The sequence below is a fragment of the Teichococcus coralli genome (assembly GCF_009829925.1).
Classification (GTDB): Bacteria; Pseudomonadota; Alphaproteobacteria; order Acetobacterales; family Acetobacteraceae; genus Pseudoroseomonas; species Pseudoroseomonas coralli.
This window is the reverse complement of sequence record NZ_SNVJ01000001.1, coordinates 52,312-67,806: the sequence shown is the minus strand read 5'-3', so window position 1 is coordinate 67,806 and position 15,495 is coordinate 52,312. Positions and strand designations below refer to the sequence as shown.

The window sequence follows — 15,495 nt, the reverse complement described above, 5'->3', positions numbered from 1 at the left end:
TCCATGCCTCAACTCGACCCCGGCGTCCGCCGCGCCATCCTCGATGCCGTCGCGGCGCTGGAAGGGGAGGCCGTCGCGGCCCTGGAGCGGCTGGTGCGCTGCCCCTCCACCCTGGGCAACGAGGCCTCGGCGCTGGAGGAGATGGCGCGCAACTACGGGGCGCTCGGCCTCGAGCCGGTCCGCATCCCGACCGTGCCGGAGAAGCTGGCCGAGCATCCCGGCTTTTCCCCGCCGCTGATCTCCTACGAGGGGCGGGACAACGTCGCCGCCGTCTTTACCCCACGCGAGAAGCGGGGCCGCTCCCTGGTGCTGCAGGGCCATGTGGACGTGGTGCCGGAGGGCGCCGCCGATATCTGGCAGACGCCGCCCTACGAGCCTTCCATCCGTGATGGCCGCATGTATGGCCGCGGCGCCGGCGACATGAAGGCGGGCGACATTTCCAACGTCATGGCCTTCCGCGCGCTGCGGACGGCCGGGCTGCAGCCCGCGGCCGAGGTGCAGTTCCAGTCTGTCATCGAGGAGGAATGCACCGGCAATGGCGCGCTGGCCTGCATGCTGGCGCTGCCGAAATGCGACGCCGTCATCATTCCCGAGCCCGGCCCGGGGGTGGAAGGGCTCTACACCGCCGAGGTCGGCGTCATCTGGGCCTGGGTGACGGTGACGGGCCGCCCCGCCCATGTGCGGGACATGCAGGCCGGCGTGAATGCCATCGAGGCCGCCTACGTCATCTCCCAGCGCTTCAAGGAGTACGAGGCGGAGATGAACCGGGCGGAGAACATCCACTCCTCCTTTTTCGGCGTGAACCACCCGGTGAACGTCAATTTCGGCACGGTGCAGGGCGGCGAGTGGAACAGCTCGGTGCCCACCCGCGCCAAGATCGGCCTGCGCGTCGGCATCATGGTCGGCAACACGGCGAAGCGGGTGAAGGCCGACATCGAGCGCATCGTCGCCGAGGCCGGCGCGGATGAGCGGATGCGTGGCGCCAAGCTGCAGCTCGAATTCGCCGGCTTCATGGCCGACCCCTGCGTCTTCGACAAGGAAGCGCCGATCGTGCGGATGGTGCAGCGCCACTTCGCCGAGGCCAATGGCCGCGAGCTGCGCGACTACCCGGCTTCCGGCCTCACCGACGGACGGTTCTTCACCCTCTACCAGGACACGCCGGTGGCCTGCTTCGGGCCGGACGCGGATTCCATCCACGGCATCGACGAGAGCGTCAGCCTGGAGAGCTTCCACGCCACGACGCGCACGATCGCGCTGACCATGGCCGAGTGGTGCGGGGTGGAAAAGGCATGAGCGGCGGCAACCTGCCCGTCTCCGGCGCCCGGCTGTGGGACAGCCTGATGGAGATGGCGCGGATCGGCGCCACGCCGAAGGGCGGCTGCAACCGGCAGACGCTCACCGACCTCGACGGCGAGGCACGCGCCCTGCTGCGGCAATGGGGCGAGGCGCTGGGCTGCACCGTCACGGTGGACCGCGTCGGCAACATGGTGCTGCGGCGGGAGGGGCGGGACCCCTCGCGCCCGGCGGTCGCCATCGGCAGCCATCTCGACACCCAACCCACCGGCGGCCGGTTCGACGGGGTGCTGGGCGTGCTGGCCGGGCTGGAGGTGCTGCGCGCCCTGCATGAATCCGGCACCGAGACGGAGGCGCCGGTCGTCCTGGTCAACTGGACCAACGAGGAGGGCGCCCGCTTCGCGCCGCCGATGATGGGCAGCGGCGTCGCCATGGGCCTGCTGGACGAGGCCGAGGTGCTGGCCAAGGCCGACCCGGCCGGCGCGGTTTTCGGCGAGGAGCTGCGGCGCATCGGCTGGCAGGGCGAGGCCGATCCCGCGGCGCTGCAATCGCTCGGCGCCTATTTCGAGCTGCATATCGAGCAGGGACCGCTGCTGGAGACCGACGGCATCCCTGTCGGCATCGTGGACAAGGCGCTCGGCCAGCTCTGGCTCGACGTGACGGTGACGGGCGAGGAGGCGCATGCCGGCTCCGCCATGGGGCCGCGCCGGGATGCCATGGTGGCCGCCGCCATGCTGGTGCAGGTGGTGGAGGAGATTGCCCTCGCCGCCGGCGGCGACGGGCGGGCCACGGTCGGGCGGCTCACCGTGGCGCCGGACAGCCGCAACGTGGTGCCCTCGCGCGTCTGGTTCAGCGTGGACCTGCGGCATGGCGACCCCAAGGCGCTCGCCCGCATGGGCGAGGCGCTGGAGGCCCGCGCCGAGTCCCTGGCCGCCGAGCGCGACCTCGACATCGTCGTCGAGCGCTTCTGGGAATCGCCGTTGATCCCCTTCGACCACAAGCTGGTGGAGGCGTTGCAGCAGGCGGCGCAGGGCCGCGGCCTGCCCTACCGCGTGATGCCGACCGGCATCGGGCATGACGCCGTCTACCTGGCGCGGCGGGTGCCCACCGCGATGATCTTCTGCCCCTGCGAGGGGGGCATCAGCCACAACGAGGCCGAATCCATCACCCCCGAATGGGCCGAGGCCGGGCTGGTGGTGCTGGCCGACGCCGTGCTGGCCACCGCCGGCCGGGCAAGGGGAGAATAAGGACCGATGCGCATCGCCCTGGGCGGCTTCCTGCACGAAAGCCATTCCTTCGCCCCGCGCCCGACCACCTGGGCCGAGTTCCAGCACCCCGGCGGCTTTCCGCCCTTCCAGCGCGGCGCGGGCCTGCTCGACGCGCTGCGCCCGACCTCGGTGCCCGCCGCCGGCGCCATCGCCGAGGCGGAGAAGCGCGGCTTCGCGCTGGTGCCGCTCGCCTGGTGCTTCGCCAATCCCGCCGGTCCGGTCACCGAGCAGGCCTTCGAGCGGATCAGCGCCTGCATCGTCGCCGACCTCGCCGATGCGCTGGATGCCGGGCCGCTGGACGGCGTCTACCTTGACCTGCACGGCGCCATGGTGGCGGAGGGCCACCCGGATGCCGAGGGGGAGCTGCTGCGCCGCGTCCGCGCCGTGGTCGGGCCGGACATGCCCGTGACGGCCAGCCTCGACCCGCACTGCAACCTGACGGCGCAGATGGTGCGCATGGCCGACGCGCTGGTGCCTTTCCGCACCTATCCGCATGTGGACATGAAGCAGGCCGGCGCCCGCGCCATGGCACTGCTGGCCGAGCGCATCGCGCGCAAGGCGCCCTGGGCCCGCGCCTTCCGCCAGCTCGACTACTGGATGCCGCTGACCGCGCAATGCACCCTGGTGCAGCCGATGGCGGGCGTGATGGAGGCGCGCGCCCGCCTCGCCGAGCGCGAGGGCCTGGCGGAGCTCGCGTTCTGTTTCGGCTTCCCCTACGCGGACTTTCCGGACTGCGGCGTCGCCCTGGCCGCTTTCGGCGAGGACCCGGCCGCCGCCGAGCGTGCCGCCGAGGCGCTGCTGCAGTATCTCCAGCAAAGCGAGCAGGACTTCGCCGGCGGCGTTCTGCCGGCCGCCGAGGGCGTCGCCGAGGCGATCCGCCTCGCGCAGTCGGCCAGCCGCCCCATCGTGATCGCCGATACGCAGGACAATCCCGGCGGCGGCGGCCATGGCGACACCACCGGCCTGCTCGCCGAGCTGGTGAAGCAGCAGGCGCCCGCCACCCTCGGCATGATCAACGACGCCGAGAGCGCCGCCGCCTGCCACGCGGCGGGCGAGGGGGCGGAGGTCACGCTCCGCCTCGGCGGCAAGTCGGACGGCGCGCCGCTGGAGGTGACAGCCAAGGTGCTGCGCCTCTCCGATGGCCGGTTCACCTGCACCGGGCCGATGGCCGCGGGCAACCCGGCCGATCTCGGCCCCTCGGCGCTGATCGGCGTCGGGCCGGTGAAGGTGATCATCGTCAGCCGCAAGATGCAGGCGCACGACCAGGCGCTGTTCCGCCATATCGGCGTCGATCCGGCGGCGGAGAAGATCGTCGTGGTGAAGAGCAGCGTCCATTTCCGCGCCGACTTCCAGCCGATGGCCGAGAAGGTGCTGGTGGTGGCCGCGCCGGGGCCGGTCCTGGCCGATCCCTCCTCGCTGCCCTTCCAGCATCTCCGCGAGGGGTTGCGGACCAGGCCGCGCGCGGGCTGAGGTGGCGCCGTGTTCAGTCATGTCACCGTCGGCGCGCGGGACCTGGATGCGGCCGTCCGCTTCTATGACGCCGTGCTTGTCCCGCTCGGCCTCAGGCGGATGACCTATGAGCCGAAGATCGGCTGGGCCTCATGGCAGAAGCCGGGGGATCCCGCCGAGTTCTACGTCTGCCGCCCCTTTGATGGCCGCCCCGCCACCTGGGGCAACGGCGCGATGAACGCCTTCTTCGCGCCGGACCGCGCGGCGGTGGAGGCCGCCCATGCCGCCGGTCTCGCCGCCGGCGGGATGGACGAGGGGGCGCCGGGGCTGCGGCCGCTCTACAGCGCCGAGTACTACGGCGCCTATCTGCGCGATCCGGACGGGAACAAGCTCTGCATCGTCAACCGCAAGGTCTGAAAGGAAGGGTCCGGGGAAAGGAATTCTCCCGGACCCCCATCTTCTTCCCGTCAGTTCACGTCGCGGGCTGCAGGTGGATGCGCCGCATGACCTTCGCGTCCACGGCCTCCCGCGTGTAGAGCAGCGGCACGTATTCTCCTCGCGCCCAGTGCGGCGCCAGGTCGGCGTAATGTGGCGAGGCCGGGTCGCCTGACTGGCCGGGCGCGTTGATGCAGAGGCTGTTGTCCCAGGCCCCGACATCCATCACCAGCCGCACCGATGCGCCATAGTTGCAGCGGAAGTCGCTCGGGCGATAGCCGGTGTGCATCGGCGTGCTGGCGCTGCCGCCGACCGGGAAGGAGCCGACGTCGAAACTCGCCGTCTCCGGCGCCAGGTCGGCGAGGGCATGGCTGAAATAGCCCTTGTGCAGCCGGCCCCAGGACCATTCCGACGGCGACAGCCCCATCCGCTCGCCGCAGTCGCGGACGGCGGCGACCAGGCACTCGGCCAGCAGCGCATCGCGTGCCGCGGCGGGATCGGTGCCGAAACGGGCATCCGGCTCCTCCAGCACGCGCAGCAGGCTTTCGGTGTCCTGCGGCACCAGCAGCGGGCGCAGCGCGGCATCCGGCACCAGCGCCGCCAGCAGGCGCGGCTTCAGGTGCTTGGTCATGAAGACCTCGAACAGCGCGGCGGCCGGGCTGTCGGCCTCCAGGCGATGGTCCCAATCCTCCAGCAGCAGCTGGGCCGCCCAGAGTTCCGGCGCGCTGCCGCGCGGCAGCGCGCCCAGCAACGTGCAGAGGCGGCGGGCGGGCAGGGAGGTCACGTCGGTCTGCAGCGCCGTGCTGTCGGCCAGCGTCAGCAGCGGCCCCCGCGTCAGCGCCTCGCGGATGCGGCGGGCGCGGGAGGCCTCGGTCCACTCGTAGCCGTAGGTCTTCTCGGCATGCGGCCAGTCCGGCGGCAGGTTCATCTCGTTGGCGCTGTGGACGAAGCCTTCCAGCGGGTCCACGCGCCAGGGGTGCTCGGCCGGGTTCAGCAGGCCGGACCACTCGTAGCGGCCGTCGCCCGGCACTGGCAGCAGCCCGTCCCAGTTCGGCCGCTGCGGGGCATAGCCGGCCGGAGTCCAGGCGACGGTGCCGCTGGTGTCGGCATAAACCTTGTTCACCGAGGGGGTGCCCCAGCGCGCCACGGCCGCGCGGAACTCCTCCAGCGAGCGCGAGCGCATGGTGGAGAAGCTGGCGAGATAGGGCGCCGAGCCCGGCAGCGACCAGACCGTGCGGATGGCCACCGCCCGCCCCGCCGCCGTGTCCCGCGCGATGACCGGGCCATGCCGGGTGAAGCGCAGTTCCAGTTCCTGGTCCGGATGGCCCTTCACCGCGAAGCGCTCGGTGACGACCTCCATCGCCGCCCAGTCGCCGCCGTAGCGGTAGCGGTCACCCTCGGTCTCGTAGACGTAGACGTCCTCCTGGTCGGCACCGTGGATGGTCAGCGCGAAGGCGGCGGTGCCGTTGTGGCCGATGGAGATGCCGGGCACCGCCGGCTCGCCGGCCCCGATGGCGTTGAAGCCGGGGCTGTCGAGATGGACGATGTAGCGCAGCGAGGGCGCGGCATGAGCGCGGTGCGGGTCGCTGGCCAGGATGGGGCGCCCGGTCTCGGTGCGGCTGCCATGGATGGCCCAGTTGTTCGAGCCCTCCATCTCGGCGCCCTGCACCACCTCGCCGAGGTCGGTCAGCGTGCTCCAGCGGCGCCAGTCCCCCAGTGGCGCGTCGAGGCGCTCGGGCGAGAAGGTGACGCCGGCGGTGGCCAGCTTGAAGGTGGCGAGGCACTCGATGCCAAGGGTGGAGAGGTCGAGCCTTTCCGCCCGCACCGGCTCCTTCATCGGCTCCAGGTTCTTGCGCAGCAGGTCGGTGGCGAGGTCGGCGCGGGAGAGCACCACCGCGCGCAGCACTTCCGAGAGGGCGTTGCGCGTCAGCGAATGGCTGCGGATGCGCACCACGTCCTCCGCCACCCAGCGTGACGGGCGGGTGCCGAGGGCGCGGAACTCGGCGGGCAGGCGCTGCGGCTCGGCCTCGGTCAGCGCGACATAGGCGTTGATCCCGGCGGCGAAGGCCTCGCAGATGGCGCGGGCGTCGGGCGCGTAGGCGTCGAACTCGGCCTGCATCTCGCCGCGGTAGAGGAAGAGGCGGGAGGCGCGGTCCTGCGCCAGGTAGCCTGGCCCGAAATCTGCGGCGAGCAGGCCGAGGCCGCGCTTGCGCCACAGGTCGATTTGCCAGAGCCGGTCCCGCGCGGCGTTGAAGCCCTGCAGGAAGAAGAGGTCGTGCTCGTTCTCGGCGCGCAGGTGCGGGATGCCCCAGCGGTCCACATGGATCGAGGCCGCCTGCTGCAGCCCCTCCAGCGCGATGGTCTCTTCGAGGGGGGCAGGCTCGGTCATCGGGCAGGGCTCTTCCTGGTGGCGCAGGCTGGCGAGGCTAGAAGCCGCGCCTTTGTGGCGCAATCCGGCCGGCCATGTTTCGCGGCGGGGAGACCGCGGGCTCGCCGCCCGGTGCCGCGCTCAGCCTGCTCCTCGTCCGCCCGCGAGCGCGCGTGCCGCCTCCAGCGCCAGGGGCGCGAACCGCGCCGCGAAGCGCGTGGCCGGCCATTCGGCAAGCGAGCCGGAGATGTGCATCGCCGCGACGGGGCGGCCTTCCTGGTCCACCACGGCCGCGCCGACCACGACCTCGCCCAGCAGCATCTCCTCCTGCGCCAGCGCGAAGCCGTCGCGCCGGGCGGTCTCGATGCGGGCCAGGAGGGCGTCGGGGTCGAGGATCGTCTTGGGCGTGGCGGGAAGCAGGTCGGCGCGGGCGAGCATGGCCTCGACCTCCGGGCGCGGCAGATGGGCCAGGCAGGCGCGGCCGCCGGCGGTGTTGAAGCTGGGCAGGCGGCGGCCGGCCAGGGTGGCGTAGAAGGTCTCGCGCTTGCTCTGCCGGCGCACGGCATAGACGATGCTATGCCCGTCGAAGAGGCTGAAGTCCACGCGCTCGCCCGTGCTGCGCTGCAGTTCGATCACGAGGGGCGTGGCGCGCTCGATCAGCGGCCGGCTGCGCAGGAAGTCGAAGCTGCGGTCGAGGATGCGGCGGCCCGGCGTATAGCCGCGGCCCTGCGCGCCGCGCTCCAGGTAGCCGAGCTTCAGCAGGGTGTGCGCCATCCGCTGCGCCGCGCTGCGGTCCATGCCGGCGAGGGTGGCCAGCTCGTTCAGGCTCAGCTCGCCCGGGCGCTTGCCGAAGGCTTCCAGCAAGGCCAGCCCCTTCTGCAGGGATTGCACGAACAGTCGGTCCCCCGGCATCCATCGCCTCCATGTCCGGCTCCGGTTTGCGGTGGCGGCGGGGCCGGCGCAAGTCCGGCTGGGGAAATCGCGGGCCGTGGCTTTATCGCGCCGCGGCTTCGGCGCATGATCCCCGGCCTGTTCGCCTCGCTTTCCGAAGGACATGCCGGCCCATGGCGCTCCGCTGCGACCTCATCATCCGTGACGCGACCATCTTCGACGGCACCGGCGCCCCGCGCCAGCTCGGCGATGTCGGCGTCGCCGGCGACCGCATCGTGGGCGTCGGCGACCTCGGCGGCGCCAGCGCCGACCGCGAGGTGATCGGCACCGGCAAGGCGCTGGCCCCCGGCTTCATCGACGCCCACACACATGACGACCGCGCCGTGCTTTGCGGCCCGCAATGCACGCTCTGCAAGATCAGCCAGGGCGTCACGACGGTGGTGGTGGGCAACTGCGGCATCAGCCTTTCGCCGATGCGGCACACCGCCAAGCGCCCGCCGGCGCCGCTCGACCTGCTGGGCGACGAGGCCTGGTGGACCTATGACAGCTTCGGCGACTACGCCCATGCCCTCAAGACCAAGGGCAGCGAGGTGAACACCTACGCGCTGATCGGCCACCAGACGCTGCGCGTGGAGGCCATGCAGGGCGACGTGTACCGCCCGGCGAAGGATGTCGAGATCGCCCGCATGCAGGCGCGGCTGAAGCAGTCGCTGGCGGAGGGCGGCTCCGGCTTCTCCACCGGCCTCTACTACCCGCCCAACGCCCAGGCGCCGACCGAGGAGGTGATCGCGGTGGGCGAGGCGCTGCGCGGCTCGGCCGGCATCTACGTCACCCACATGCGCGACGAGGCCGACCGCGTCTGCGCCTCGATCGAGGAGACGCTGAAGATCGGCCGCCGCATCGGCGTGCCCGTGCATATCAGCCACCACAAGTGCTCCATGCCGGAGAACTACGGCCGCTCCGTGCAGACGCTGGCGCTGATCAACGCCGCCGCCTCGATGCAGGAGGTGGCCTTTGACGTCTATCCCTATCCCGCCGGTTCCACCGTGCTGATGCCGGAGAAGCTGCGCGACGACACCCGCGTCATCATCACCTGGTCCGTCCCCTATCCGGAAATGGCGGGCAAGGACCTTTCCGAGATCGCGCGCGGCTGGAACACCGACCTGAGGGCCGCCGCCGAGCGGCTGACCCCGGCCGGCGCCGTCACCTTCCAGATGGACGAGGAGGATGTGCGCCGCATCATGCGCCACCCCCTCTCCATGATCGGCTCGGACGGGCTGCCGCATGACGAGAAGCCGCATCCGCGCCTCTGGGGCACCTTCCCCCGCGTGCTCGGCCTCTACACCCGCCAGCTCGGCCTGTTCGACATGGAAACCGCCATCCACAAGATGACCGGCCGCGCCGCGGGCGTTTTCGGCATGGTGGACCGCGGCGTCATCCGCGAGGGCGCCTATGCCGACCTGGTGCTGTTCGACCCCAACACGGTGATGGACAACGCAACCTTCGAGGACCCGATCCAGATGAGCGTCGGCATCGAGCAGGTCTGGGCCAACGGCGTGCCGACCTTCGCCGGCGGCAAGCAGACGGGCGAGAAGCCGGGCCGGCTGGTGACGCGCGGGCGCTGAAGCACCCGGCGCGGGCGGCGGCACCGGGCCGCCGCCCCGGCCATCGCCACGGCCGCCGCGCTGAAGCCTGCCTTGCAACCCCCGGCCACTTCGCGGAAAGTCGCGGGGTTGCAATTGCGGAATGGTCGCCTTGCAGGTTCCCGGTGTCAGGAGGACGGTCTCCCGCATCCTCATTTCCGTCTTCCTTGTCGGGCTCCTGGCGGGACTCGGGGGGTTCTACTTCCTCCTGCAGGAGCGTGCGCTGCGGCAGGCCGCTTCGGAGGCGCGCATCCTGCTCACCTCCGCCCTCGCCATCCGCGGCTACACCGCCAAGAACATCTTCCCCAAGCTCTCCCGCCTGCCGCTGGACGAGTTCCACGAGGAAACGGTGCCCTCCTTCGGGGCGCAGACCGTCTTCCGGATGGTGGCGAGCGACTACGGCGCCTACACCTACCGCGAGCCGGCGCTGAACCCGACCTCCCGCGCCGACCTCGCCACCCCCTTCGAGGTGGAGCTGATCCAGCGCTTCCGCGCCGACGCCGCGCTGCATGAGCTGAGCGGCGTGCGCCCAACCGAGACGGACCGGCTCTTCTACCTCGCGCGGCCGATCCGGGTGACCCAGGAGGGGTGCCTGACCTGCCACAGCACGCCCGACCGCGCCCCGCCCGCCATGCTCGCCAAGTACGGCGGCAGCAACGGCTTCGGCTGGCAGATGAACGAGGTGGTGGGCGCGCAGGTCCTGACGGTGCCCGTCACCGAGGGGCTGAAGGGCTCGCTCGAACTGGTGGGGATGCTGGGGCTCGGCCTCGCCGTGATCTTCGGCGTCGCCTATGTGGCGCTGGTGCTGGCGCTGGACACCATGGTGATCCGGCCGCTGGGCGCGCTTTCCCGCGCGGCGGAGGCAGCCAGCCAGAGCCATGACACGCGGCTGCGCCTGCCACGCGCCGGCGCCGGCGAGATCCGCAGCCTGGCCGAGGCCATCGAGCGGCTGCGCACCTCGCTGGGCAAGGCGCTCGGCCAACTCGGGCGCGGCGAGCGGCCCGCGCCGCAACGCGATGAGGAGGGCGCATGAGCACGGGCGGGGTGCGGCGTGGCCCCGGCGCGCTCTGGTCGCTGTCGCTGCTGGCGTTGCTGGCGGCGGCTCTCTGGGCTCTCTACTGGGCCAGCGCGGACAATCTGCTGCTCGGCAGTGGCCCGGTGCATGGCGGGGTGCGGATCGCCGCGACGCTGCTGACGGCGCTGCTGGTGGTGCTTTCCGGCGGCCGGGCGGTGCTGGGCCTCGGCCTCGCCGCCGGGCTGGGGGTGGAGCCGACCGGCCTGCAGCGCGCCATCGCCTATGGGCTGCTCACCTTCGCCGCCTCGGCCGTGGTGCTGGCCTCCTTCGGCTTCGACATCAGCGCCGTGCTCACCACCTCGGCCATCCTGACCGCCGCCGTCGGCCTGGCGCTGCAGCCGACGCTGGGCAGCCTGGTCTCCGGCGTGGCGCTGCACATGGACCGCGTGCTCCATGTCGGCGACGCCGTCATGCTGGACGGCCAGCGCGTTGAGATCATCCGGCTGGACTGGCGCACCGCCGTGGGCCGGCGGAAGGACGGCATGCTGGTCGTGGTGCCGAACGCGCGCATCAGCAACGAGATGCTGATGGTCAACACGGCCGGCGAACCCTCCCGGCGGGACACCGCCTTTCCCGCCCCCGCCGCGGTGCCGCCGCAGCGTGTCACCGACCTCGTCACCGCGCTGCTGGTGGATTTTCCGCAGATCGACGTTTCCCACCCCGCCATGGTGATGGTCGCGGCCTACGAGCCGGAGCACGCCGTCACCCGTTACCTGGCGCGCTACTGGGTGCGCAACCTCTGGGACATGCCGGAGGTGGAGAGCGAGGTGCTGCGCCGGATCTGGTACGCCTTTCAGCGAGAGGGCATCCCCTGGCCGGTGTCGCGGCTCTACGCCGAGGAGCAGCGCGCCCTGGGCGCCGCTGCGCTGGCGCCTGGCGGGCAGCCGCTGGCGGAGGCGGTGGCGACGCTGCTGCCCGGGCCGGACCGCGCCGTGGATGCGCGGCGGCTGGCGGGGGAGGGCGAACTGTTGCTCTACGCCCCGGACGAGCGCCTGGTCCTGCCGGCCCGCTGCGCCGGGCGGGCGCTGCTGATCATCTCCGGCTGGGCGCATGAGGAACTTGGCGGCAGCGGTGTGCTGGCCGACGCCACGGCGCCGCCGCTGCTGCGCATCCAGCGGCTCGGGCGCGCCGCCGCGCTGCGAAAGGTGGCCGACACCCTGGCACGGCATATCGGCCCCTACGCCGAGCACGCGGTCCGGCGCACGGCGGCTGAGGCGGCCGGGCTGGAGGACCTCTGCCGCCTTGTGGCGGGGGAGATCGAGGATCCCCGGCGCCGGGCCCGGTTCCTGGCCGAGCTGGAGCAGCCGGCGGAGCCGGAGCTCGGGCCGGGGTGTGTGATGGCCTCGCAGCGGGATGCGACCGGGCGCTGGGTTTCCGACCCGCCGGCGCGAGCGGCGGAGGAGGTGGCCCTGCTGGCGATCCGCCCGGATCTGGCGGTGCTGCTGCGCCCCCGGCCCTTTCCGCAAGCCGCCGCCGCGGCCGGCTGAGCCGCGCCGGACTCCTGGCGGGACGCTGCCATGTGGCGCGGGCGCGCATCGGGCGTAGCCCTCCGTGCCCGGCTGTTGCTATCCTGCGAGACCAAAAACTTCTGCTGAGGAAACTGAGTGTCATGACGGTGCGCGGGTGGCAGCCCGGTAGTTGGCGGGAAATGCCGATCCGGCAGGTTCCGGACTATCCGGACCAGGCCAGGCTCAAGGCAATGGAAAGCCGGCTCGCGAGCTTTCCCCCGCTGGTGTTTGCCGGCGAGGCGCGGCGGCTGCAGCAGGCCCTCGCGCGTGCCGGGCAGGGGCAGGCCTTTGTTCTCCAGGGCGGCGATTGCGCCGAGAGCTTCGCCGATTTCCGCGCCAACCCCATTCGCGACACCTTCCGCGTGCTGCTGCAGATGGCCGTGGTGCTGACCTTCGGCGGCTCGCTGCCGGTGGTGAAGCTGGGGCGCATGGCCGGGCAGTTCGCCAAGCCACGCTCCTCGGACACCGAGACGCAGGAGGGCGAGACGCTGCCCTCCTACCGCGGCGACATCATCAACGGGCCGGACTTCACCGCCGGGGCGCGCATCCCCGATCCCGGCCGGATGGAGTTCGCCTACATGCAGTCGGCCGGCACGCTGAACCTGCTGCGCGCCTTCGCCACCGGCGGCTATGCCGACCTGCACGAGGTGCACCGCTGGAACCTCGGCTTCGTCGCCCGCTCGCCGCTGGCCGACCGCTACCGCGACCTGGCCGCCCGCATCGACGAGACGCTGCGCTTCATGGCCGCCTGCGGCATGTCCGAGGCGCCGCAGGTGCGCGAGACGGAGTTCTACACCAGCCACGAGGCGCTGCTGCTGCCCTATGAGGAAGCGCTGACCCGCGTGGATTCCACCACCGGCGACTGGTACGCCTGCTCGGCGCACTTCCTCTGGATCGGCGACCGCACGCGGCAGCCCGAGGGCGCGCATGTCGAGTTCCTGCGCGGGGTGAAGAACCCGATCGGGCTGAAGGTCGGTCCGACCAGCGACCCGGCCGAACTGGTGCGCCTCACCGAGCTGCTGAACCCCGGCAACACCCCCGGCCGGCTGACCCTGATCAGCCGCATGGGCGCCCAGAAGGTGATGGAGAAGCTGCCGCCGCTGCTGCGCGCGGTGAAGCAGGCCGGGCGCGAGGTGGTCTGGATCTGCGACCCCATGCACGGCAACACCCACACCGCCGGCGGCTACAAGACCCGCTCCTTCGACGCCATCCTGGCCGAGCTGCGCGGCTTCTTCGACTGCCACGAGGCCGAGGGCACCTGGGCTGGCGGCGTGCATGTCGAGATGACCGGCTCCGAGGTGACGGAGTGTGTCGGCGGCGCCCATCGCCTCACCGAGGCCGACCTTTCCGCCAACTATGCCACCTTCTGCGACCCCCGGCTGAACGCCGAGCAGGCGCTGGAGCTGGCCTTCCTGGTGGCCGAGGAGCTGAAGGCCCGCCGGCCGGACGGCGTTCCCGTCCCCCTGGTGGCGGCACAATGAGCTTGACGGAGCGCGGTGCCGGCGTGGACGACGCCGGCATCGCGCGGCTGACCGACGCCTATTTCAACCGCACCCGGGAGATCGTCGGCCGCTACGGCGATGCCCGCGTCACCTATGCGGTGTTCATGCGCCGCCCGGTCGTCTCGGCGCCGCGGCTGGTCACGGATTGGCTGGAGCGGGTGGCGGCCGAGCGCGGCACCCGCTTCGAGGTCGAGCTGATGCACCCCGAGGGCGAGTGGATCGGCGCCGGCGACCCGATCCTTTATCTTTCCGGCTCCATGGAGCAGCTCGTCAACCTGGAGACGATCTACCTCCAGAAGCTCGGTCCCGCCTGCGTCGCCGCGCACAACGCCTACCAGATGTGCGTGGAGCTGCCGGAGGCCGCCTTCCTGGCCATGGAGGCGCGGCACTGCGCCGGCGCCGAGATGGAGGAGATGATGGCCTATGCCGCCGCGGTCGGCAGCGCCGCCGCCAGGCGCGAGGGGGCCAAGGGCTTCATCGGCAACGCCACCGATGCCACGGCGCACTGGTTCGGCAACCGGCATGGCTTCGGCACCATGCCGCATGCCCTGATCGGCTATGCCCGCAGCACCGTGCGCGCCGCCGAGATGTTCCACGAGACCTATCCGGACGAGCCGCTGACCGTCCTGGTGGACTATTTCGGCCGCGAGGTCACCGACAGCCTGGCCGTCTGCCAACGCTTCCCGGAGCTGGCGGCCAGCGGGCGGCTCTCGGTGCGGCTGGACACGCATGGCGGCCGCTTCCTCGAAGGCCTGGACCCGGCCGCCTCCTATGGCGCGCTGGAGCGGCACGCGCCGGGCGCCATCCGCCGCTACCGCTCGGAGACCGAGCTGCGCCACCTCGTCGGCACCGGCGTCTCCGCCGCCGCCATCTGGCGGATGCGGGAGGCACTGGACGAGGCCGGCTTCCCAAAGGTGCGGATCATCGCCTCCTCCGGCTTCGGTGTCTCCAAGTGCCGCGTCATGCGCGAGGCGCGCGCACCGATCGATGTGGTCGGCACCGGCAGCTTCATCCCGGACAGCTGGAGCGAGACCTACGCCACCGCCGACATCGTGGCCTATGACGGCGTCGCGCGGGTGAAGGTCGGCCGCGAGTTCCTGCTGCACAAGAATGGCGCCCGCAAGAAGGTGAGCGCCGCCTGAAACGCCGTGCCGGGGCCGCCGCGCCCCGGCCGGTTTTGCCAGCCTCAGGCCGCCAGCGCCGGACGGGCGGGCCGCAGAACCGTCTCCGCCTCGGCCAGCAGGCGTGCCTTCACCTCGCTCACGAAGGGGTTGTCCTCCGTGATGGTGCGGAACAGCGCCTCGGAATCCTGCGACACCATGCCGACGGCCCGCAGCAGCTGATCGAAGCTGCTGGTGGTGTGCGGCAGCTCCGGCATCTCCAGCGATGCGACGATCCGCCCCAGCAGGTGCGTCAGCCCCTGCACCCAGGCCATCTGCCGGTCGTGCTCCTCCGGCGACATCCGCACCACCTCCAGCCCAAGGCCCCGCAGCATCCGCCCTGCCAGCCGTGCCCGTGCGCTGGGCCGGGCGTCGGCGGGCGGGCAGAGCGCCAGACGCAGGCCGGCAATGCCGTCCCGCCCGCTCTGGGGGCCGAAGAGCGGATGGGTGCCGAGCAACTCCACATGGTCGGGCAGGGCGGCGCGCAGCACTGCCAGCGGGTGCAGCTTCAGCGAGCAGACCTCCACCACGAGGGCGCCAGGCCGCAGATGCGGCGCGATGGCCTGCGCCACCTCGGCCAGCCGCGCGACGGGCACGGCCAGCACCACCACGGGCTTGCTGGCGGCCTCGGCGAGCGTCGCATCGCAGGGCAGCGCCGGGTCATGGCCGCGGACGGTGAAGATCCGCTCCAGGTGTGGCCGGCAGAAGCCGCCGAAGGCACCCAGGCCGATCAGGCCCAGCGAAGGTCGGGAAGACGGAGACATGGCATCCTCGGGCTTGGCTGCCGCCGCCGGGAGAAGGCCTGTCCGCAAATGGAAATGCCGCCCGGGGGCGGCATGAGGTCATTTGGAAGGGACGACCGCGCCGCGCGTTATGCCGAGCGACGGTAATAGGAGCGCAGGA

12 protein-coding genes are annotated in these 15,495 nt (G+C 71.9%); 9 read left to right on the top strand and 3 right to left on the bottom strand.

The window, feature by feature from the left end:
* Nucleotides 1–3 precede the first annotated feature (3 nt).
* The 4 genes from E0493_RS00305 to E0493_RS00290 are packed head-to-tail and all read left to right on the top strand — an operon-like array spanning nt 4 to nt 4,427.
* Nucleotides 4–1,293 (top strand): ArgE/DapE family deacylase, encoded by a 1,290-nt coding sequence (locus E0493_RS00305; RefSeq protein ID WP_160934918.1) that lies wholly within the window; start codon nt 4–6, stop codon nt 1,291–1,293.
* Entirely contained in the window at nt 1,290–2,540 is a 1,251-nt protein-coding gene (locus E0493_RS00300) for a Zn-dependent hydrolase (RefSeq protein ID WP_160934917.1), read from the top strand. Before E0493_RS00305 ends, E0493_RS00300 begins: the two co-directional genes overlap by 4 nt.
* Nucleotides 2,541–2,546: 6 nt before the next feature.
* Nucleotides 2,547–4,031, top strand: a complete 1,485-nt coding sequence (locus tag E0493_RS00295) for a M81 family metallopeptidase (RefSeq protein WP_160934916.1) — start codon at nt 2,547–2,549, stop codon at nt 4,029–4,031.
* Between the two features lie 9 nt (nt 4,032–4,040).
* Nucleotides 4,041–4,427: a VOC family protein gene (locus tag E0493_RS00290; RefSeq protein ID WP_160934915.1), complete on the top strand. Its 387-nt coding sequence runs from the start codon at nt 4,041–4,043 to the stop codon at nt 4,425–4,427.
* A gap of 55 nt (nt 4,428–4,482) precedes the next feature.
* On the opposite strand, the gene E0493_RS00285 is transcribed toward E0493_RS00290, so the two are convergent.
* Both E0493_RS00285 and E0493_RS00280 read right to left on the bottom strand, forming a co-directional pair.
* A complete protein-coding gene (locus tag E0493_RS00285; RefSeq protein WP_160934914.1) occupies nt 4,483–6,834 on the bottom strand; it encodes a penicillin acylase family protein in 2,352 nt (783 codons plus the stop codon).
* Nucleotides 6,835–6,954: 120 nt separating this feature from the next.
* Nucleotides 6,955–7,725 (bottom strand): IclR family transcriptional regulator, encoded by a 771-nt coding sequence (locus E0493_RS00280; protein WP_160934913.1) that lies wholly within the window; start codon nt 7,723–7,725, stop codon nt 6,955–6,957.
* A gap of 152 nt (nt 7,726–7,877) precedes the next feature.
* On the opposite strand from E0493_RS00280, the gene E0493_RS00275 reads away from it, so the two are divergent.
* From E0493_RS00275 to E0493_RS00255, 5 genes are all read left to right on the top strand, one after another.
* Entirely contained in the window at nt 7,878–9,329 is a 1,452-nt protein-coding gene (locus E0493_RS00275) for an N-acyl-D-amino-acid deacylase family protein (protein ID WP_160934912.1), read from the top strand.
* 130 nt (nt 9,330–9,459) lie between these two features.
* Nucleotides 9,460–10,380, top strand: a complete 921-nt coding sequence (locus E0493_RS00270; RefSeq protein ID WP_160934911.1) for a Tll0287-like domain-containing protein — start codon at nt 9,460–9,462, stop codon at nt 10,378–10,380.
* Nucleotides 10,377–11,909 (top strand): mechanosensitive ion channel family protein, encoded by a 1,533-nt coding sequence (locus E0493_RS00265; RefSeq protein WP_160934910.1) that lies wholly within the window; start codon nt 10,377–10,379, stop codon nt 11,907–11,909. Before E0493_RS00270 ends, E0493_RS00265 begins: the two co-directional genes overlap by 4 nt.
* Before the next feature lie 122 nt (nt 11,910–12,031).
* On the top strand, nt 12,032–13,411 hold the full coding sequence (locus tag E0493_RS00260; protein WP_160934909.1) for a class II 3-deoxy-7-phosphoheptulonate synthase: 1,380 nt from the start codon (nt 12,032–12,034) through the stop codon (nt 13,409–13,411).
* Nucleotides 13,408–14,574, top strand: a complete 1,167-nt coding sequence (locus tag E0493_RS00255) for a beta/alpha barrel domain-containing protein (protein ID WP_160934908.1) — start codon at nt 13,408–13,410, stop codon at nt 14,572–14,574. Before E0493_RS00260 ends, E0493_RS00255 begins: the two co-directional genes overlap by 4 nt.
* A gap of 44 nt (nt 14,575–14,618) precedes the next feature.
* On the opposite strand, the gene E0493_RS00250 is transcribed toward E0493_RS00255, so the two are convergent.
* Nucleotides 14,619–15,356, bottom strand: a complete 738-nt coding sequence (locus E0493_RS00250) for a prephenate dehydrogenase/arogenate dehydrogenase family protein (RefSeq protein ID WP_160934907.1) — start codon at nt 15,354–15,356, stop codon at nt 14,619–14,621.
* Nucleotides 15,357–15,495: the final 139 nt, after the last annotated feature.